Source organism: Mesorhizobium sp. CAU 1741 (assembly GCF_039839275.1).
Taxonomy (GTDB): Bacteria; Pseudomonadota; Alphaproteobacteria; order Rhizobiales; family Rhizobiaceae; genus Aerobium.
This window is the reverse complement of sequence record NZ_JBDOQP010000001.1, coordinates 400,833-420,085: the sequence shown is the minus strand read 5'-3', so window position 1 is coordinate 420,085 and position 19,253 is coordinate 400,833. Positions and strand designations below refer to the sequence as shown.

General features: G+C 62.8%; 21 protein-coding genes. 13 read left to right on the top strand and 8 right to left on the bottom strand.

All coding sequences use genetic code 11. The annotated features are described in order from the left end of the window. Position 1: 1 nt before the first annotated feature. On the bottom strand, positions 2-772 hold the full coding sequence (locus tag AAFN84_RS01990) for an enoyl-CoA hydratase/isomerase family protein (protein ID WP_347512750.1): 771 nt from the start codon (positions 770-772) through the stop codon (positions 2-4). Between the two features lie 174 nt (positions 773-946). On the opposite strand from AAFN84_RS01990, the gene AAFN84_RS01985 reads away from it, so the two are divergent. Next, the gene (locus tag AAFN84_RS01985) at positions 947-1,918 is read left to right on the top strand and encodes a tripartite tricarboxylate transporter substrate binding protein (RefSeq protein WP_347512748.1); all 972 of its coding nucleotides are present in this window, start codon (positions 947-949) and stop codon (positions 1,916-1,918) included. A gap of 80 nt (positions 1,919-1,998) precedes the next feature. On the opposite strand, the gene AAFN84_RS01980 is transcribed toward AAFN84_RS01985, so the two are convergent. Next, the gene (locus AAFN84_RS01980; RefSeq protein WP_347512746.1) at positions 1,999-2,607 is read right to left on the bottom strand and encodes a TetR/AcrR family transcriptional regulator; all 609 of its coding nucleotides are present in this window, start codon (positions 2,605-2,607) and stop codon (positions 1,999-2,001) included. Between the two features lie 80 nt (positions 2,608-2,687). Next, positions 2,688-3,629: a LysR family transcriptional regulator gene (locus AAFN84_RS01975; protein ID WP_347512745.1), complete on the bottom strand. Its 942-nt coding sequence runs from the start codon at positions 3,627-3,629 to the stop codon at positions 2,688-2,690. Between the two features lie 110 nt (positions 3,630-3,739). Here AAFN84_RS01975 and AAFN84_RS01970 point away from each other — a divergent pair, with 110 nt between their 5' ends. The 7 genes from AAFN84_RS01970 to AAFN84_RS01940 are packed head-to-tail and all read left to right on the top strand — an operon-like array spanning position 3,740 to position 11,147. After that, positions 3,740-4,816 carry an LLM class flavin-dependent oxidoreductase gene (locus AAFN84_RS01970; protein ID WP_347512743.1) on the top strand — a complete coding sequence of 359 codons (1,077 nt, stop codon included), beginning with the start codon at positions 3,740-3,742 and terminating at the stop codon, positions 4,814-4,816. A 12-nt stretch (positions 4,817-4,828) separates the two neighbouring features. Then, on the top strand, positions 4,829-5,410 hold the full coding sequence (locus AAFN84_RS01965; protein ID WP_347512741.1) for a flavin reductase family protein: 582 nt from the start codon (positions 4,829-4,831) through the stop codon (positions 5,408-5,410). 20 nt (positions 5,411-5,430) lie between these two features. Further along, a complete protein-coding gene (locus AAFN84_RS01960) occupies positions 5,431-6,645 on the top strand; it encodes a CoA transferase (RefSeq protein ID WP_347512739.1) in 1,215 nt (404 codons plus the stop codon). Positions 6,646-6,657: 12 nt separating this feature from the next. Beyond that, entirely contained in the window at positions 6,658-7,815 is a 1,158-nt protein-coding gene (locus AAFN84_RS01955) for an acyl-CoA dehydrogenase family protein (protein WP_347512738.1), read from the top strand. Then, a complete protein-coding gene (locus AAFN84_RS01950; protein ID WP_347512736.1) occupies positions 7,808-9,925 on the top strand; it encodes an acetate--CoA ligase family protein in 2,118 nt (705 codons plus the stop codon). Before AAFN84_RS01955 ends, AAFN84_RS01950 begins: the two co-directional genes overlap by 8 nt. Positions 9,926-9,929: 4 nt before the next feature. Continuing rightward, the gene (locus AAFN84_RS01945) at positions 9,930-10,814 is read left to right on the top strand and encodes an SMP-30/gluconolactonase/LRE family protein (RefSeq protein ID WP_347512734.1); all 885 of its coding nucleotides are present in this window, start codon (positions 9,930-9,932) and stop codon (positions 10,812-10,814) included. A 36-nt stretch (positions 10,815-10,850) separates the two neighbouring features. Beyond that, a complete protein-coding gene (locus tag AAFN84_RS01940; protein WP_347512733.1) occupies positions 10,851-11,147 on the top strand; it encodes a hypothetical protein in 297 nt (98 codons plus the stop codon). Between the two features lie 50 nt (positions 11,148-11,197). On the opposite strand, the gene AAFN84_RS01935 is transcribed toward AAFN84_RS01940, so the two are convergent. Beyond that, entirely contained in the window at positions 11,198-11,737 is a 540-nt protein-coding gene (locus AAFN84_RS01935; RefSeq protein ID WP_347512731.1) for a nuclear transport factor 2 family protein, read from the bottom strand. Positions 11,738-11,860: 123 nt separating this feature from the next. Between AAFN84_RS01935 and AAFN84_RS01930 the strand changes: the two genes are divergently transcribed. Continuing rightward, positions 11,861-12,478 carry a flavodoxin family protein gene (locus AAFN84_RS01930; protein ID WP_347512729.1) on the top strand — a complete coding sequence of 206 codons (618 nt, stop codon included), beginning with the start codon at positions 11,861-11,863 and terminating at the stop codon, positions 12,476-12,478. Here AAFN84_RS01930 and AAFN84_RS01925 read toward each other — a convergent pair. Then, positions 12,460-13,530, bottom strand: coding sequence for a DNA topoisomerase IB (locus AAFN84_RS01925; protein ID WP_347512727.1), 1,071 nt, complete (start codon positions 13,528-13,530; stop codon positions 12,460-12,462). The two genes, AAFN84_RS01930 and AAFN84_RS01925, sit on opposite strands and share 19 nt — an antisense overlap. A 193-nt stretch (positions 13,531-13,723) precedes the next feature. On the opposite strand from AAFN84_RS01925, the gene AAFN84_RS01920 reads away from it, so the two are divergent. Further along, positions 13,724-14,233 (top strand): superoxide dismutase family protein, encoded by a 510-nt coding sequence (locus AAFN84_RS01920; RefSeq protein WP_347512726.1) that lies wholly within the window; start codon positions 13,724-13,726, stop codon positions 14,231-14,233. Between the two features lie 24 nt (positions 14,234-14,257). On the opposite strand, the gene AAFN84_RS01915 is transcribed toward AAFN84_RS01920, so the two are convergent. Next, positions 14,258-14,659, bottom strand: a complete 402-nt coding sequence (locus AAFN84_RS01915; RefSeq protein ID WP_347512724.1) for a DoxX family protein — start codon at positions 14,657-14,659, stop codon at positions 14,258-14,260. Between the two features lie 107 nt (positions 14,660-14,766). Here AAFN84_RS01915 and AAFN84_RS01910 point away from each other — a divergent pair, with 107 nt between their 5' ends. Continuing rightward, positions 14,767-15,282, top strand: a complete 516-nt coding sequence (locus tag AAFN84_RS01910) for a MarR family transcriptional regulator (protein WP_347512722.1) — start codon at positions 14,767-14,769, stop codon at positions 15,280-15,282. Between the two features lie 5 nt (positions 15,283-15,287). Here the strand turns inward: AAFN84_RS01910 and AAFN84_RS01905 are convergent, their stop codons facing one another. Continuing rightward, a complete protein-coding gene (locus tag AAFN84_RS01905; protein WP_347512720.1) occupies positions 15,288-15,713 on the bottom strand; it encodes a DUF1330 domain-containing protein in 426 nt (141 codons plus the stop codon). Between the two features lie 133 nt (positions 15,714-15,846). Here AAFN84_RS01905 and AAFN84_RS01900 point away from each other — a divergent pair, with 133 nt between their 5' ends. Further along, complete coding sequence (locus AAFN84_RS01900; RefSeq protein ID WP_347512718.1) at positions 15,847-17,265, top strand: dihydrolipoyl dehydrogenase; 1,419 nt, start codon at positions 15,847-15,849, stop codon at positions 17,263-17,265. A 15-nt stretch (positions 17,266-17,280) separates the two neighbouring features. Here AAFN84_RS01900 and AAFN84_RS01895 read toward each other — a convergent pair whose 3' ends face one another. Continuing rightward, complete coding sequence (locus AAFN84_RS01895) at positions 17,281-18,279, bottom strand: AI-2E family transporter (protein WP_347512717.1); 999 nt, start codon at positions 18,277-18,279, stop codon at positions 17,281-17,283. 133 nt (positions 18,280-18,412) lie between these two features. Here AAFN84_RS01895 and AAFN84_RS01890 point away from each other — a divergent pair, with 133 nt between their 5' ends. After that, positions 18,413-19,252, top strand: a complete 840-nt coding sequence (locus AAFN84_RS01890) for a Ku protein (RefSeq protein ID WP_347512716.1) — start codon at positions 18,413-18,415, stop codon at positions 19,250-19,252. Position 19,253 lies beyond the last annotated feature (1 nt).

Here is a 19,253-nt window from a genome sequence, read left to right as displayed (position 1 = left end):
CTCAGCGTCCCTTGAACACCGGCTTGCGCTTCTCGATGAAGGCGGCACGCGCTTCGCGCGCATCTTCAGTCTTCGATAGCGCCATGGTGAAATTCTGTTCGAACCGATAGGCGTCGCGCTGCGGCATCAGGTCTACCATGTTCGCCGCCTGCTTTGCATAGGCGATGGCGATCGGGCTCTTGGACGCGATCTCATGAGCGATCTCCATCGCCATCGGCATCAACTCATCCGGCGACGTGCAAGCCTCGATGATGTTGCGGTCGAGAAGGTCCTGCGCGGTCAGCCTCATGCCGGTGAAGAACATCCGGCGTGTCGTGGAACGCCCGAAAAGCGTGCGCAGCATCGAGATGCCGCCGGCGAGCCCGACATTGATCTCCGGCATGCCGAAGGTGGCGTTCTCCGAAGCGATGAAGATGTCGCATGCCGCCATCAGACCGAACCCGGCACCGAGCGCGGGTCCATTGATCGCTGCGATGACCGGCTTCGAACATTCCTTGATGGAGTTGCCCGTCTCGCGCGTGATGCGATTGTGGCTGAGGAAATCGCCCTTCCTTTCGGCATCGGGACGGTCCTTCAGGTCGGCACCGGCGCAGAACGTCCTGCCCTCACCCGTCAGAATCGCCACACGCACATCCTCACGCTCGGAGATCTCGTCGAAAGCGGACACTAGAGCTTCGCGCGCCTCCCGATTGAGCGCGTTGACCGGCGGACGGTCGATGGTGACGACCGCAATAAAATCTGAAACTTCCAGCCGAACTGGCGCCGCACTCATGACCAACTCCTCCCTTTCAATCCGCAGGCTGACCGGTCGGTCAGTGCCGTTGATTACCATGCACTACTGATCCTATCAAGCCACTAGGTTTCATAACCTTGTTGACCGATCGGTCAGTCACCTCTAATGTTGCAGTCCTTCAACCCAGCTCTCGTGGAGGAGAATATGCTCAGGATGAACAGAAGACGCGCGATCTCGGCCATCGCCGGAACGGCGCTTGCAGCACTTGCGGCGCCCACCTTCTCATATGCCCAGTCAGACGAACCGATTACCATCGTCGTGCCCTATGGCGGCGGCGGCTCGGTCGACGGCGTCGTACGTCTGGTTGCCGAATTCATGACCCAGGATCTCGGTCGTCCCGTTCTCGTCGAGAACAAGCCCGGCGGGAACGGCATTGTCGGCGCCCAGTATGTCGCGCGCGCAAATCCAGATGGCCTGACCCTGCTTTCGGGCGGCACGGGTCCGGTGTCACTCAATGTGATGCTGCGCGAAGACCTGCCCTATTCCCTCGATGATTTCGAGTCGGTAGCGATGCTCTTCGACGGGCCGCTCTCGCTGACCATCAACTCCAGCCTGCCTGTGAACAACGTGGAAGAGTTCGTGGCATGGGCGAAGGAACAGGACCGTCCGATGCGCTACGGCACGCTCGGACCTGGCAGCGTGACGCATCTGTTCGGCCTCATACTCGGCAAGGAATTCGATATCCCCGTCGTTGACGTGGCGTATCGGAACAACCCGGCATCGCTTGTCGACCTCCTCGCCAACCAGGCCGAACTCAGCTTCGCGACGCCAATCGCACTCGTCGAGCACGTCAAGGCGGGCAAGTTGAAGATCCTGGCCCTGACCACGGAGGAGCGCCTTGAACAGTTCCCGGATACGCCGACACTCGCCGAGCAGGGCTACCCGAAGCTGACCGCGTCGTTCTGGACCGCGCTTCATGCGCCGAAGGGAACGCCTCAGGAGATGATCGAGATGATCAACAAATCGGCGAACAAGGCACTGGCCGACGAGGCGATCGCCGGCCGTCTTGCTGCCGAAGGACTGCGCGTGCGCTCCGGTCCGCCATCGCTTCTGGATGAGCAGCTCGACGCCGACAAAGCGTTGTGGGGCGAGATCATCGAAGCCGAGAACCTGTCGCTGAACTAGCGAATTTTCGCGCCGGCCAGACGATCGGCCGGCGCGTTGCCCGCTTCGTCGCGCGGGTCGGCGACGCTCACATCGAAGCGTCAGCCCTTGTTTTCCAATCCCTTGAAAATCAGGTCGAAGAACGTATCGGCGATCTCGTGCGGGGTGGCCGACTTCGATGGGTCGTACCAGCGGTGCATCCAGTTCAGCGCGGACAGGATCAGGCGGCCTGCCATGGCCTCGTCGACGTTGCGAATCTGTCCGGCCTCCACGGCGTCGCGGATCAGTTCGCGCAGATGAGTCTCGTAGCGCTTGCGGCGCATCATCCGTTCCTTCTGACGCCGCCGCTTCGGATCGCTCCAGAACGCATTCGTGGAAGCTATCCACGCCCAACGGTAGCGATGGAAATATTCGGCGGTGGCGAGCATGAAGGCGCGAATCCGCTGCGTCGGATCGGTCTCCGCTGCGACACGGCCTTCAACGAACGAATAGAGTTCCTTGGTCGCCGTCTCGGCCACGCGGGTGTAGAGTTCGTCCTTGTTGGTGAAATGGTGGTAGAGCAGCGACTTCGATATGCCACAGGACTCCGAGATGTCCCGCATCGATGTGCCTTCATATCCCTTGCTCGCGAATATCCGTGCCGAGGCATCGAGGATCTGCGCGACGCGCTCCGACGATTCGACTTCCGCAACACCCGATCTGACGCTCACCGAATCCTCGATTCAATTTTCATGCAATTGACCCGAAGGTAAGAGGAGCTGACCGACCGGTCAAGGCGCGCGAAATCCTCTCAACTGGCGCTCGTCTGGGCCATTGCAGCATTGCGGCGCGCGAGAAGCGGGCGCAACGCGCCGACGAGGAAATCGAGAAACGTCCGGATCTTCTCAGGTACGTGCGCGGCCTCGATATAGGTCGCATACATGCCCTCCTCGAAGGTGGTGTTCGTCACCTGATAGTCCCGCAGCACCCGAACGAGCGCCCCCTGCTCCAGCGCATCCGTCACGGTGTAGTCGTCGAGTAGCGCCACACCTCTTCCGGCCACCGCCAGGTCCCGCAGGATGATGCCGTTATTGACGGAGATCCCTGCCGGAATCGCCATTTCCTGGAGCCGGCCCTCGCGCAGAAACCGCCACACCATCTCGTCATGGCCGATCCAGTAGGTCAGGCATCGATGTCGCTCGAGGTCTTCGGGGGCCGCGATCGGCGGATTGAGCCGGACATAGTCGGGTGCTGCGATCAGGATGCGCTCGCTAGAAAACAGCTTGCGCTGCATCAGGCCCGTATCGCGCGGCGGCGCGATACGGAAATCAATGTCGCAATCCTCCTCGCGCAACTGGATCGGCCTTTCCGAAAGGCGCAGTTCGATGCGTATGTCGGGGTAGCGGTCCTGGAAGACCGGCAACAACGGCCCCAGGACCTGCACGCCGAACAGCGTCCGGGAGTGGATGCGCAACGTGCCGCGTGGCGTCTTCTGAAGCGCGATTGCCGCGTTTTCCGCCTCGGCAACCCCTTCGAGTACCTTGTCGATATGCTGGAGATACGCCCGCCCGGCCTCGGTCAGCGCCACCTGCCGCGTCGTGCGGTTGAGCAGTTGCACGCCCAGACGTTGCTCGAGTTCGGAGATCTTCCGCGACACGGAAGCAGGATTGAGCCCGACATGGCGGGCGGCTTTTGACAGGCTTCCAAGCCGGACACTGTCGGCGAAAAGTTGCATCACCTGAAATCGATCCATGTCGCGACCTTTGCGCTCAATGCACAAGTGTTATCCGAGCTGGCCGGATTGATGTCAAATCTGCAATTGCTACACTTCCCCCTGAGTGTCAACAAAGGGAGGATTGCTCCATGGAATTCGGCGTCTTCATCCTCGCCCAGCAGCGCGGCTATCATCAATCCTCGCGCGACGTCATCAAGAACTCGGTCGAGCAGACCGTGATGGCCGAGCAGGCGGGCTTCGACAATGCCTGGTATGCCGAGCATCACTTCAACAATTATTCTCTGTCCCCGTCTCCGCTGATGATGGTGGCGCATTGTGCAGGCAAGACCAGCCGTATCAGGCTGGGCACCGCGGTCTGCATCCTGCCGCTCTACCAACCGCTGCGCCTGCTGGCCGAGATCGGCTTCGCCGACACCGTGTCGGACGGCCGCCTCGATTTCGGCGTCGGCTCCGGCTACCAGGATTTCGAGTTCCAGCGCTTCGGCACGAAGCTGGAAGATGCCCACGGCCTGTTCGCCGAAATGTTCGAGGTCATCAAGAAGGGCCTCACCGAGCGCATGTTCTCCTATGACGGCAAGTTCCTCACCATTCCGCCGACGTCGATCGCGGTTCGCACGGTGCAGCAGCCGCTGCCGCCGATCTGGGTGACCTCCGGAAATCCCGAAACGCTCGGCAAGGCGGTCGCCGAGGGCGACAACCTGTTTGTCACCGCCCTGCTCAACGGGCTGGATGGCATCAAGGGCTTGCGTGAAAAGCTCGAAGGCATCGCCGCAAAGCAGAACCGCGTCATCGAGGACACCAAGTTCGGCTTCCTTCGCTGTGCCTTCGCCAGCGACAACAAGGCCGAGGTGGATTCCTATCTCGACAACGCGCGTTTCCAGCGTCGCCTCTCCGAGAGCCTCAAGTTCCGCCGCGCCCAGAGCGAGGACGGCTACCTCATCAAAGAAGAGCCAAGCCCGACCGACCTTTCCTTCGAACAGTTGCGCGCCAACCTGCCGGTCGGCGAAGTCAACTACGTGATCGACAGGATGCTGGAGGAAATCTCCATTCTCAAGCCGAACCACATCGCCATCCAGACCCAGCTCGGTGACTTCGACCAGAAGACCATGCTGCGCCAGATGGAGGTGTGGGGCGACAGGATCATCCCTGCAATCCGCAAGGAACTTGGCGACAAGACCGGCACGTCGCGTCGCGACGCCGCCTGAAAGGAGTTGGCCATGGATATGACGTTCGCAAGCAACTGGCAGGGGGAACGCACACCGGTTTCCGACGGCCTGCTTTCCAGCCATGCCCCTTCCATGTCGCCACCGGCAGTCGACAGCGACGAATTCAAGCAGGCTATGCGAACACTGGCAGGGGGCGTGGCGATCGTGACCTCGGGCCACGGCCGCAATCGTCGGGGTATGACCGTTTCAGCGGTCACCTCGGTGTCGGCTGAACCACCCTGCCTGCTGATCGGCGTCAACACGTCGGCCGAGGCCCATGGCACAATCCTTGAGACAGGCGCTTTCACGGTCAATCTGCTCGGCATCGAGCAAAAGGAGCTTGCTATGCGATTTGCCGGCCAAGGCGGATTGCGTGGCCTTGAGCGCTTCGCCACCGGTTCGTGGATCGACGATGGCCCCCTCGGCCTGCCGCTTCTCGAAGACGCGCTGTGCGCCATGGAATGCGAGATCATGCAATCGCATCTGGTCGGCACACACCGGTTGATCGTCGGCCGCATCGTGCATTCGCATACCCGATCCGGTCGCCCGCTCATCAACTATCAAGGCATGCTGCAGACGCTTGAAGCCGCCTGAGCGCATTGGGAGGACGCGCGATGGATTTCCAGCCTGGCGCGGATGACGCGCAGTCACACGGTGCATTGCATGGCATTCGCGTCATCGACGTGAGCCGCGTGCTCGGTGGGCCCTACTGCGGCCAGATCCTTGCCGATCATGGCGCCGACGTGGTCAAGGTCGAACCTCCGGAGGGCGACGAAACACGCGGCTGGGGACCGCCCTTCCAAGGCGATGCCGCTAGCTATTTCCTCGGTCTCAACCGCAACAAGCGCGGCATCGCCATCGACCTCGGCGCGCCGGCGGGGCGCGAACTGCTGCTTCATCTTCTTGGTGACGCCGACGTCCTGATCGAGAATTTCAAGGCGGGCACGCTAGAACGATGGGGCATGGGTGCCGACCACTTCGCCCAGCGATTCCCCCGCCTCATCCATTGCCGCGTGACCGGCTTCGGAGAAGACGGCCCCTATGGAGGGCGCCCGGGCTATGATGCCGCCCTCCAGGCACTGTGTGGCCTGATGAGCGTCAATGGCGAACGCGGTGGGAAGCCGCTGCGCGTCGGCCTTCCGGTCGTCGACATGGTCACCGGATTGAACGCCGCGCTTGGGGTGCTTCTCGCCCTGCAGGCACGAGCCGCCACTGGGCGCGGCCAACGGGTCGAATCCGCACTCTACGATAACGGCATCTCGCTTCTTCACCCGCACATTCCGAACTACCTTCTCAGCGGTGTCGTGCCCGGCCGCAGCGGCAACGCGCATCCCAACATCACGCCCTATGATAGCTATCCCACCGCCACCGCCGATCTGTTTCTCGCGGTAGGCAACAACCGTCAGTTCTCCATCCTTTGCGAAGTCCTCGAACTGCCAGACCTGGCGCAAGACGAGCGTTTCGGTAGCACGGCGACCCGCAACGTCAATCGCGACGCGCTACGCGTCATCCTTGAAGCCTCCCTTCTCCATCACAAGGCTGAGGTGATCGGCGAACGGCTCATCAATGCTGGTGTGCCCTGCGCGCCGGTGCGCTCGATCGATGCGGTGATCGACGATCCTCACACACATGCTCGCGCAATGATCGTCGAGACCGATGGCGCGCGCGGCACGGCAAGCCCGGTGAAGCTTTCATCCACGCCCGCAACCTACCGCAGACGGCCGCCGTCCTTTGCCGAACACCGCGACGAAATCCTTTCGGAGCACGCCATCTCGTCAGAAGCAGCGATTGCCGCCGCGCCACGAACAATTCGCAAACCGCAACGATAGAACGGAAAACGCATGATCCGCGACCGGGAGGAACTGGAGCGACTGCTGAGTGGCGTACGAGACTGGGTACGCGAGGTGGCTATTCCCAACGAGGAGCGCGTCGCAGAACTGGACGACGTGCCGGACGACCTCGTTGCCGACATGCGCGCACGCGGCTTCTTCGGCTGGAGCATCCCCGAAGCCTATGGCGGCCGCGGCCTGACTGCGGAAGAGCTTGTTCTCGGCGCACTCGAACTGTCGCAATGCTCGGTCGCCTTCCGGGCACGCGTCGGCACCAATACGGGCATCGGCTCCGAGGCGCTGGTCGCAGACGGAACGGAAGACCAGAAGAACCGCTACCTGCCGGAACTGGCAAGCGGCGCGATGACCGGCTGCTTCGCACTGACCGAGCGTGACGCCGGCTCGGATGCTGTGTCGCTCACCACCAGCGCGCGCAGGGATGGCGACGACTACGTTCTCAGCGGCTCGAAGGCGTTCATCACCAATGCGCCGATCGCCGACCTGTTCACGGTGATGGCGCGTACCGATCCGTCCGATCCCAGCGCGCGCGGTATCAGCGCCTTCCTGGTCGAGCGCGGCACACCCGGCCTTGAGACAGGTCCGGCCTATCGCAAGATGGGACAGGCAGGTTCTCCGGTGGGCGAAGTGCATTTCGATGATTGCCGGGTGCCGGCAAACAATCTCATCGGTGGGGTGGAAGGCATGGGCTTCCGCACCACGATGAAGGTGCTCAACAAGCAGCGCCTGCATCTTGCGGCACTTTGCATCGGCCCGGCCATCCGCATGCTTGACGAGGCGGTCAGGCACACCAAGTCGCGCAGGCAGTTCGGCAAAAGCCTGAGCGATTTCCAGCTCGTCCAGGCCATGATCGCCGACTGTCAGACCGAAATTCACGCTGCCCGCGCGCTCGTGCTCGACACGGCGCGCAAGCGCGACGACGGGATCGACACGACGCTGGAGGCCTCGATGTGCAAATATTTCGCATCCGAGATGTGCGGCCGCGTCGCCGACCGGGCGGTGCAGATGTTCGGCGGCTCGGGCTATGTCGGCGATTACAGCGCGATCGAGCGCTTCTATCGAGATGTCCGGCTGTTCCGGCTCTACGAGGGCACCAGCCAGATTCACCAGCTCACGATTGCAAAGCTCACACTGCGAGGCACCGATGCTTGAGAACACCGCGAGCGCGTTCGATGCTCTGTTCTCGCCACGTGCGATTGCAGTGGTCGGCGCAAGTTCCAACCCGTTGGCGATTGGCGGCCAGCCGATCAGCTATTTGCAGAAGAAGGGCTATGCCGGCGCAATCTATCCGGTGAACCCGCGCCATGCCGAAATCGCGGGGCTGAAAGCCTATCCGGACCTTGCCGCATTGCCAGGCGTTCCAGACCTTGTCGTCGTGGCGGTTGCCGCCCCGATGGTAACAGCCGTCATCCGCCAGGCGGGCGAGATGGGCGTTGCGTTCGCCATTGTCTTTTCGTCAGGCTTCGCCGAGACAGGTGCTGACGGACAAGCACTGCAACGCGACCTCGAGGAAGCAACGAAGACCGGCATTCGTGTGATCGGGCCGAATTGCCAGGGCCTGATGAACATTGCCGGCGACGTGCGCGTCGGCTTCGGCGTGCCGTACGGCCTCGACTATTATGTCGGCGGAACCAGCCTGACGTCTCAATCGGGCGCGTTCGGCAATTCGATCGTGATGGGCGTCAATGCCGAGGGTGTCGGGCTGCGGCGCTACGTTTCCACCGGCAACGAAGCGACGACGACGACCCTGGACCTGATCGACGCCTATCTCGATGATCCCGGCACCAGTTCCATCGGCGCCTATGTAGAGGGACTGCGTGACGGGACGCGGTTGCGTGGCGTTGCCGAAAAAGCCCTGCGCTTGCGCAAGCCGATCGTGATGTGGAAGGTCGGCAACACCGAGAGTGGCGCGAAGGCGGCGGCGTCTCATACCGCCAATCTCGCCGGCGACGCCGCGCTCTATTTCAGCGCGTTTCGGCAGTTCGGCATCATCGAGGCGGACGACATCGCCGACATGGCCGACAGCCTGAAGGCGTTCTCGACACCCGCCCTGCCAGCCGGTCCACGCACGTTGATGATCACCGTTTCCGGAGGCGCGGGCATCGTCATGGCCGACAGGGCCTCGCGCTACGGACTCGAAGCCTCGGGTCTCTCGGAACCACTTGCCGCCGAGCTTCGTGAAACGCTGCCGGCCTTTGCCAGCATTGCCAACCCGCTAGACGTCACCGCCGAGGCGATCACCGGTGGCGAGGCCTTTGCCAATGCTCTCCGCAAGGCCGGCGAAAGCGGCGAGTTCGACATGATCGCCATCGGCTTCGCGGCCATCGGCGGACCGGCGGCTGGCCGTGCGGCAACGGCGATGATCGACCTTCTCCAGCGTACGGCGAAGCCCATCGCCGTTTCCTGGACACCGATCGACGATGCAGCACGCGCCGCGGTCGACTTGCTTCAAGAGGAAGGCATTCCGGTCTATCCGACACCGGGACGCTGCATGCGCGGTGTTGGCGCGCTCTGGCGCTTCGCGGAAGCCGCGAAAAGGTTGGACACCGGCGATATGGCGACCGGCACGGCTGCACCGTTGGCGCAGATTGGCGAACCCGTCACCATGGACGAGGCAGCATCCAAGGACCTGCTGCGCGACGCCGGAATTGCCATCCCGGACGAGGCGCTGGTGGCGAGCGCCGATGAAGCGGTGGCGGCTGCCGGGAAGATCGGCTATCCGGTGGTGCTCAAGATCGTCTCCGCCGACCTGCCGCACAAATCGGATGTCGGCGGCGTGCGTGTCAATCTCGTCGATGCCGCCGCCGTCCGCGCGGCCTTTGAGGACATGCAGAATATTCCCGCGCGGATCGGTCGAAGAATCAAGATCGCGGGTGCGCTTGTAGCGCCAATGATCAAGGGCGGAGTGGAAACCATCATCGGCGCGATGCGCGATCCCGCGCTCGGTCCCGCCGTCATGTTCGGTGCCGGCGGGATCTATGCCGAAGCGTTTGGCGACGTTGCCTTCCGGCTCGCACCGCTGACGCGCGCGGACGCCATGGCCATGATCGAGGAAACAAAGGTCTCGACACTCCTGAAGGGCGCGCGCGGTCAGCAGCGCGCGGATATCGACGCCTTGGTGGACTTGCTGGTACGTGTCGGCAACCTGGTTGCCAACCCGGAAAAGGGCGTGGTCGAACTCGACATCAATCCCGCTTTTGTGCGTCCTGAAGGTCAAGGCGTGGTCATCGCGGATGCGCTCGTGAAGAGGATGAAGGCCTGACACCATGCCCGTCACCATACGCTGCGTATCTGAGCGGGCGGATCTGCTCGGCGAGAGCCCGGTCTGGGACCCCGACAACGGCGTCATCTACTGGGTCGACGGCGTGTCGCGCCTGTTGCGTTGCCACGACCCCCGGGAGGGCACGTTCCGGCAATGGGCGATGCCGTCGATGATCGGCTCGGTTGCGCTTGGCGACGCGGACACGCTGGTGGTCGGCCTTCAAGACGGACTCTATCGCTTCCATTTCTCCGACGAGCGGCTGGAACCGCTATTCACGCCGGAGCCGGCCGATCAACGCATACGCTTCAATGACGGCAAGACCGACCGCGAAGGCCGCTTTCTGTGCGGAAGCATGGGCGTACATGCCGATCCGCTCGGAACGCTCTGGCGGATCGATGCGGCGGGAAGACACGACGCGCTCGTGGCCGGCATACGCATCTCCAATTCGCTTTGTTTCAGCCCGGATGGTCGTACGCTGTATTTCGCCGACAGCGTGGAGCGAGCAATCAGGGCCTACGACTATCCCGCGGACGACGGCGCCCCCGGAGCGTGTCGAACGCTCGTCGATACAAGGGCGTGGAACACCGGACCGGACGGCGCGACGGTCGATGCGGCGGGATACCTGTGGGTGGCACTGATCTTCGCGGCGAAGATCGGCCGTTTTGCACCCGACGGCACGCTCGACCGGCTCATCGACGCGCCGACCGATCTGCCTTCCAGCGTGGCCTTCGGAGCAGACGATCTTGGCACCCTATTCGTCACCTCGATTAAGGATTCCGGCTCCGGCCGGGCGATCTCGAAGGACGAACGAGGCGGCTGCCTGTTCGCGATCGAAGGGCTTGGCGTGCGCGGCCTGCCGGAGCGCCGCTTTCCGCTTGAAGCGACGTAGCAGCGGGCCGGCAAAAACCACCAACGGAGGCTATCAATGATTGTCGACTACTCACCCGCTGACGGACTCCGCCTCGTCGAGCCGGACGACTTCAAAGGCTTCAAGCTGCGATTGCGGGAGACCACACGGAAGAGACCCGAAATCGAGAACGTGTTCTACGTCGACGACGACAACGTGCTGGTCGCCGTCGACGCGGTGCCGGCACTTCCCGGTGCGCCGCCTACCGCCGAATGGCTCGCGGACTACCGCAAGATGATCGACTACGCGGCGGGCAAGGGCTGGATCGATGCCGACAGCAACGCAATCCGCGCCCATGTCGAGCGCAGCCCCTGACCCAAAGCGGCGGATGCCGGTGGCGCCCCAGGCAGATGCCCGTGGCGCTCTCAGGGCTTTAGCGTCGGAGGTCCATTCAGCAATGCGTAGATCGGGTCGTTCGGATAAGCAGTGCCAATGGGCTGACGCACCTTGAAACGCTCCGTCTCGCTCGACGTCGGCGGTGTCTGCTCGTCGACCCAGTCATAAACGACTGTCCGATGCGCGACCCGCCATTCGCCGTCTCGCTTTTCGAAGCGATCGCAATAGCGGCCGGACAGAAGCACCTGGCGCGTGACGCCCTCGCGGTCGGGTCCACGCTGAAGTGCGAGGAAATAGCTTTCGACGGCAGCCACGCCCGGCTCCAGGAATTCGATCAGGATGTTCGATACCTGGTGGACGTTGCGCGGTTCTTTCTTGAAGACCTCCAGGACACGCGCGATGAAGCCTTCGGCCGGGCCATTGTAGGCGCCATGGCTGTCATGCGCATCCGGCCAGTAAGCGCTTCGGAGCGCTTCTTCATCTGCTCGGTCAATCCCCCGGCAATAGCGGTAGATGCAATCGCGGATCGCTTCACGATCAAGAAGTTGCTCAAGTTGGGTGTGCTCCAAGTGTCTCTCTCCCCTCGACGCTCGCGAACGTCCTGGAAGGAACCTATCGGGACTCGGCCGGTTTGGAAGGGTGCGCCGCCGCAACACTGCGTTGCGGCCACGACACTGCCATTGGATGCCATCATGACCAAGATCACCGCGATTGCCCTCAACGGGACCCTCAAGGCCAGTTCGGCCGGCGAGCCATCTTCGACAGACCGGATGCTGCAGCTGGTACTTGACGACCTTAAGACCCACGGCATCGACGGCGAGATCGTGAGACTTGCCGATCACGATATCAAGCAGGGCGTCACCTGTGACGAAGGCCCGGGAGACGCATGGCCGGCACTGCGCAAGCGCATTCTTGCCGCCGACATCCTGATCATAGGGACGCCGATCTGGATGGGGCAGCCATCGAGCGTATGCAAGCGGGCACTCGAACGCATGGACGCCTTTCTTTCGGAAACGGACGACCAGGGACGCATGGTCTCGTATGGCCGGGTCGCGGCGGTGGCCGTGGTCGGGAACGAGGACGGCGCGCATCACGTCTCGGCGGAGCTGTACCAGGCGCTGAACGATGTCGGCTTCAGCATCGCCCCCAACGCGGTTGCCTACTGGGTCGGCGAGGCGATGGGTTCGGTCGACTTCAAGGACCTCGATCCCGTGCCCGACAAGGTGACGGAGGCGGTGGCGATGCTCGGGCGAAACACCGCTCATCTGGCGAGACTCTTGAAGACCGAACCCTATCCGGGCGACGGCTGAGCCGCGTCTTCAAGGCTTGAAAGCCAGCGCAACACCGTGGATTCGCTCGCGTCGAGGCCGTTGAGAGGGCGCGGCAAACGCCTGCGAAGCGCACCAATCTCATCGCCGAGCCGCCCGTCCTGCCATGCCTCTACGACGGCGGGGTGGATATAGCAGCTTCGGCATACGGCGCGGGTGTTCCGCAGCTTGCCGGCGACCCCATCGATGACCCCGTTCAGGGTGATGGCGGTGGCCCGCTTCGTTGCCGGCAATTCCTCGTCGGCAAGCGCCAGCGCGGCCGCAGCCGTCGCACCCCATGTCCGAAAATGCTTTGAGGTGAAATCCGCCCCGCTGGTTTCACGAATATACTCGTTTACGTCCTGCGAGCGGATGTGGTGGCGGCCGCCATCTTCATCGAGATACTGGAACAGCCTTTGCCCCGGCAGTTCCGCGATGGAGCGAACGACGTTGGTAATTCGCCTGTCGTTCAGCGTCAGCCGCCATTCCTGACCCGACTTGCCCATGAAGGAGAATCGCAAGCTCGATCCTGCCACCTTGAGATGGCGCGAGCGCAGAGTGGTCAGGCCGAAGCTCTTGTTTTCCTGCGCGTAGCTGTCGTTGCCGACGCGGATCAATGTGGCATCGAGCAGCCGCACGACGCTCGCCACCACGCGTTCGCGCGGCAACCCGTGCCGACGCAGATCCCTGTCCACCCGAGCGCGAAGCTTGGGCAGGGAGCGCGCGAAACTGGTGAGGCTGGAAAACTTCGCCTCGTCGCGACAGATCGTCCACGCCGCGTGGTAGCGATATTGCTTGCGTCCCCTTTCGTCTCGACCGGTCGCCTGGACGTGCCCCTCAGGATCGGAGCAAATCCACACGTCGGTCCAGGCGGGCGGTATCGCGAGGGCCTTGATCCGGGCGACGATCGCCTGGTCATCGAGACGGGCACCTCTGGAATCGAGATAGTAGAAGCCGTTTCCGGCACGCCTGCGTCGGTATCCAGGATCGGTATCGCTCACATAGGAGAGCGCCGCGTGCTCGGCGGCGCGCGCCGGTTCGATCAAGTCCAGCATCACCAAGATCATCCTTCGGGCGCACGACAGCGCACCTGCCGTAACTGCACAAGACGACGCCTGTTCCCTCGCCCGCAACACGAAGGCGTTAGCGACCAGGGGCGAATCTCAGGACAGGCCCGCAGAGAAAGCCGGCAGCATGGAACAATGCGCGCAGGCTCCCGTTCGACCTTCATCCCACAAGGAGGAAGCCATGAAGAAGACCATTGCCCTCGCCACTGCCACGTTTCTGATGGCGGGCAGCGCATTCGCACAGGAAAGCCGCACGGCGGCGGCCGACTTCGTCGATGCGAACGGTGAATCAAACGGTTCGGCCGATCTCGTCCAGACCTTGACGGGCGTCCTGATCACTGTGGAGGTGAGCGGATTGCCCTCGTCTCAATGGGTAGCATTCCACGTCCACGAGACCGGTTCGTGCGATCACACCACGAACCATGAATCGGCAGGGGGGCACTTCAACCCCACATCCCAGGAGCATGGCTATCTCGCTGCGGAAGGTCCGCATGCGGGCGACATGCCCAACCAGTATGTCGGCGAGGACGGCACCTTGCGCGCGCAAGTCTTCAACCCCTTCATCAAGCTCGGGGACGGAGACAATGACGTCGTCGGTCGCGCACTGATGATTCATGCCGGGGCGGACGACTATGAAAGCCAGCCTTCCGGCGACGCGGGAGACCGCCTGGCCTGCGCCGTGATCGAATAGACCGCCGGCGCGGGGCGGCGCCCGTCAGATGGCGGGCGTCTCCCGCGCGAGAGGAAACAGGGCGCGGAGCCGTGGACTGCGCAGCCACAACCCGCCCCACATGAACAGTCCCAGATACAGGCTGAAGAACACGTGGCTGAAGAGCGGGCTCTCCGCCCTGACCTGCGTGGCCAAGGCCCCGCCGAGCAGTCCCATCATCAGAACGGCGCCCAACAGGCTCGTGCGTGGCACGAGGTAGAGGATCAGGCAGCCGAGTTCGATAAAGCCGATCATCATCGCATAGCCCGCTGGCCATCCGAGCTCGGCCATGATCTCTTCGGCCACCGGCATCTGCAGCAGCTTCGGCGCGATGGATGCCCCGAGCATGAAGAGCGCAAAAAGACCTGTCAGGGCGCGACCTGTCCAGAGCATTACTTTCGGATTCATGGGCAAGCCTTTCGCAGTGCCGGCACTCGACAAGGAGCGATCATTCGATTTATCTTCTCATAAAGACATTTACGTTGATGTCAACATAAAATACGGGGTGCGCATTGATGGAAATGGATGACGTCGACAGGTTCAGGCAAAGCTGGGCACGGGAATTGCCGGACGTCGACACGCGCGGCATGGCGATCCTGGGGCGAGCTCTACGGATCGTAGGTCGCGCCCGCCCGGAAATTCTGAGCATCATGGAAAAGCATGGGCTGGACGGGGGCACGTTCGACGTGCTTGCCACGCTGCGCCGTGCCGGACCACCTTATACGATGCGCCCGACCGAAATGTACCGCTCGCTGATGGTCACGTCCGGAGGACTGACCGCCCGGCTGAACCGGCTCGAGGCTGTCGGGCTCATCGAACGTCCCCCTGCCCCAGACGACGGCCGCAGCCTGCTGGTGCAATTGACGCCACGCGGCCGGGACCTGGTGGAGACGGTGTTCGGGCAGGACATGGAGATCGAGGCGCGGATGCTCGCTGGCCTGTCCGAGGACGAGCAGGAGGCGCTCGCCGCGCTGCTCAGAAAGCTCGGCGCGACCATGTTCGAAACGATACCGGCAGCGCCGTCACGCTGACCGCGTCACGTCTTTCCGCCGAAGCCGGAACCGACCGCCGAAGGCGCGAGGCGTATCAGCCGCGAGTCAAGCACCGCTGCCTGGCGGTGCTTCACCGCCTCGCGATAGACGGGATCGGCAAGCATTTCGGTAAAGGCTCGAACCGACGGATATTCGGCGATGAAGCAGGCGTCCCAGGCTTCGTCCTGCGGCCCGATGAGCATCAGCTCGAAACGTCCCCGCCAGACGATGCGGCCGCCCAGCCTTTCGAAGACGGGACCGCTATCGCGTCCATATGCAGCGTATGCATCCGCACCGGTCGCTTCGCGCCCATCCGGGTAGGCCGCCTTGTCGCGAAACCTCACCAGGTTCAGCATGTGAATGGGCCCGTCGCGATCTGCCTCGCGAAACGCCTTGTAGACTTCCTTGGTGGGATCGACATGGCCTGCCATCGTGGCGTCTCCATAATTGCGCGGTTCGATTCCTAGGACGCATGCGCTTCCAGGTCCAGCAGCGGAACGCCATGCAGACGCCGTGTGTTATCGAACGCAAATACGAGAATTGTCGATACTGGAGGAATTTGAGATGGGTGATATGTCGGTCGATGTCGCGATCGTGGGTGCGGGAACGGCGGGGCTGGCAGCCCTGCGTGAAGTACGACGTCGAACCGACAATTTCGTCATCATCAACGAGGAGCCTTACGGCACCACCTGCGCGCGTGTCGGCTGCATGCCTTCAAAGGCGCTGATCGCCGCGGCCAACGCGCTTCATGCGACGCATAGGCTGCCGGAATTCGGTATCACCGGCGCCGCCGACGCCCGGGCGGACATCCCCCAGATACTCAGGCGCGTACGCACGCTCAGGGATCATTTCGTCGAAGGCGTCCTCAAGTCGACGGCCGATCTGGGCGAGCGCAACATTGCCGGCCGGGCCGTTCTGGACGGACAAGGCCACGTAACGGTCGGCGGTCGCCGGATTGCGGCCAAGCGCATCATTCTGGCGCCAGGTTCAAGCCCGGTGGTTCCGAAACCCTGGCAGGCGCTGGGCAAGCGCATTCTGACCTCCGACACCTTGTTCGAACAGGAGGACCTGCCCGCGCGCATGGGCGTCATCGGCCTTGGCGCGATCGGCGTCGAGATTGCGCAGGCGTTGTCCCGGCTCGGCGTGGAAGTGCACGCCTTCGACGCCGGAGCGTCCGTCGCCGGCGTCAAGGACAAGGACGTGGCCGAGGCATTGCAGGCAAGGCTGCGAAAGGAATTCACGATCCACCTCGGGGCTGAAGTGGAACTGTCGGAGACCGACAAAGGTATTCAGCTTTCTTGGGACAGGCGTTCCACGATTGTGGACGCGATTGTCGTCGCGATCGGCCGCAAACCCAATGTCGCGGGCCTGGGCCTCGAAACGCTTGGCGTGGTCCTCGACGACCATGGCATGCCTCCGGTCGATGCCAACACGATGCGGATCGGCGACACCAACGTCTACCTCGCCGGAGACGGCAATGGCGACCGGCCACTGCTGCACGAGGCGGCCGACGAAGGCCACATTGCGGGCATCAATGCGACGAGTGACGAGCCCGTCAGCCTCGAGCGCCGCACGCCCATGGGCGTTGTCTTCTGCAATCCCGAGGTCGCGACCATTGGAAAGGCGCTCGAGGAGCTCGATCCGGAAAGCACGCTCGTCGGCTCCGTCAGCTATGAGAGACAGGGACGCGCCCGGATCATGCAGGAAAACTACGGCATGCTGCGGGTCTATGCAGACAAGCAGGACGGCCGCATTCTCGGTGCCGCGATGGCTGCGCCCGCCGCCGAACACCTCGCCCACCTACTTGCGCTCGCTATCGGGCAAAAGCTCACTGTCAACGATCTGTTGCGCATGCCGTTTTATCACCCCACGCTCGAAGAGGGCTTCCGCTCGGCGTTGCGCGACATCGCGCGCGAACTCCCACCCTGCGGTATTTCTGATCTCGCCGGTTGCGGAGATTTCCAAGCGGAGGCGCTCCAGTAGCGCCCTGGTTCGCCGTCAGGCCTTCTCACGCTCGAGATAGTCTTCGATGTAGACCATGCGCACCAGTGTCATCGCGGCCGCTGCGATCGGCGTCGCGAGGGCAAGGCCAAGCAGCCCGAACAGGACACCAAAGAGAAGCTGCACCGCGATCACCAGCGCTGGCGGCAAGGATACCCTCTCCTGCTGGATCAGCGGGGTGATCACATAGCTTTCCAGCGCCTGGACGCCAAGATACACCGCCAGCACCACCAGTATCGTCGTCTGGCCTTCCGGGATCGCAAGCAGCAGTGCTGGGGCGATGGCCAGCACCGGGCCGATATTGGGCACGAATGCAAGTACGCCCGCGATGAAACCCAGTGCGAATGCCAGTGGCACTCCCGCCAGCCATAGTCCGAACGAGGTGAGCACGCCGACCACGGTCATCGCGATCAGTTGCGCTGCAAGCCATTGCTTCAACGTGTTGCCGACTGCCGACAGCACCACCTCCCCGCGGCCTCGGATCGACGGCGCGAGGAGCAGTCTTGCGCCAGTGCTATAGAGACGTGGATCGAGTGCGCCATAGAGGCCGATGAAGAATATGATGACGAAATTCCCGAGGACGCCGAATGTGCCCGTCAGCGCCGACATGGCGGCCTGCGGGCCGTCCCCGGAGGTCAGTGATTCAGGGGTCAAGTTACGAAGCAGGCGGTCTCCCCACGCATACTGCTCGATGCGATCTCGAAAGTCCTCGAACGCTTCGGGAATCCTGCGTGTGAGCTCGTCAATCTGGTTCGATACCTCTGGAGCTAGGATCGCAGCGAAGGCCACCAGCACGACGACGACCGCAAGGATGAAGATCGCGATGCCCCAATGGTCAGCGATATGCAGCCGCCTCGCGATCGCATGTCCACCGCCACTGAGAAACACGGCCAGCAAGATGCCGGCCACCAGGATCATGAACACTTCCGGTGCCAGCACCAGAAGAAAGACGGCGGCGGCCGCCATCACGAGGATGGAAATCGTTTGGCGAGACATGCGTGCCCTCAACTGAACTTCGCTAACGCCTGACCTTGTATCCGGTTTCGCCGAAACCCTTGATCGGGACCAACCAAGCGACCACGGGAACTTTCCCCATTGCACGCTGTTTTCACGCAGACAGGAGTGTGCCGTGGCAACGAGAGCGATCTGGAAGGGCCATCTCAGCGTTGGCGAGTTGTCGTGTGGTGTCGCGCTGTATTCGGCTGCGACCACGTCGGAGCGCATTTCCTTCCACATCGTCAACCGCAAGACCGGCAATCGCGTGCGCCGCGAATACGTCGATGAGCAGACTGGAAAGCCCGTTGATCGCGACGATCAGGTCAAAGGATACGAGACTTCCAAGAACCGCTACATCATTCTTGAACCCGACGAGATCGCCGCAGCGGTCCCCGAGGGCGACAAGACGCTGTCGGTGGAGAATTTCATTCCCTGCGACGAGATCGACACCGTCTATTTCGACAAACCCTATTTCCTCACGCCAGCCGACGAAGCCGACGAGGCAGCCTTTGCCTTGATCCGCGAGGGCATGCGCAAGAAGAAGGTCGCTGCGCTCGCACGCGCCGTCCTGTTCCGGCGCGTGCGCAGCGTGCTGATAAGGCCGCGCGGCTGCGGCCTTTTGTGCAACACCCTCAATTTCGACTACGAAGTCCGCTCGGCAACGGACGCGTTTTCCGACGTGCCGCAAATGAAGCTGAAGGGCGAGATGCTCGATCTCGCCAAGCACATCATCGACACCAAGCGCGGCGAATTCGATCCGTCCGAATTCGACGACCGCTACGACGCAGCGCTTGCCGAACTGGTCAAGGCCAAGGCCGAGGGCCGCGCCATCGAGAAGCCGAAGAAGAAGCTCGAGGGCAAGGTGATCGACCTGATGCAGGCGCTGCGCGACAGCGCCGCTGCCGCTGGAAAGGCCAAGGGGAAGACGAGGAAGGCCAAGGCGGCCCCTGCCCCGAAGCGCAAGGCGAGCTGAC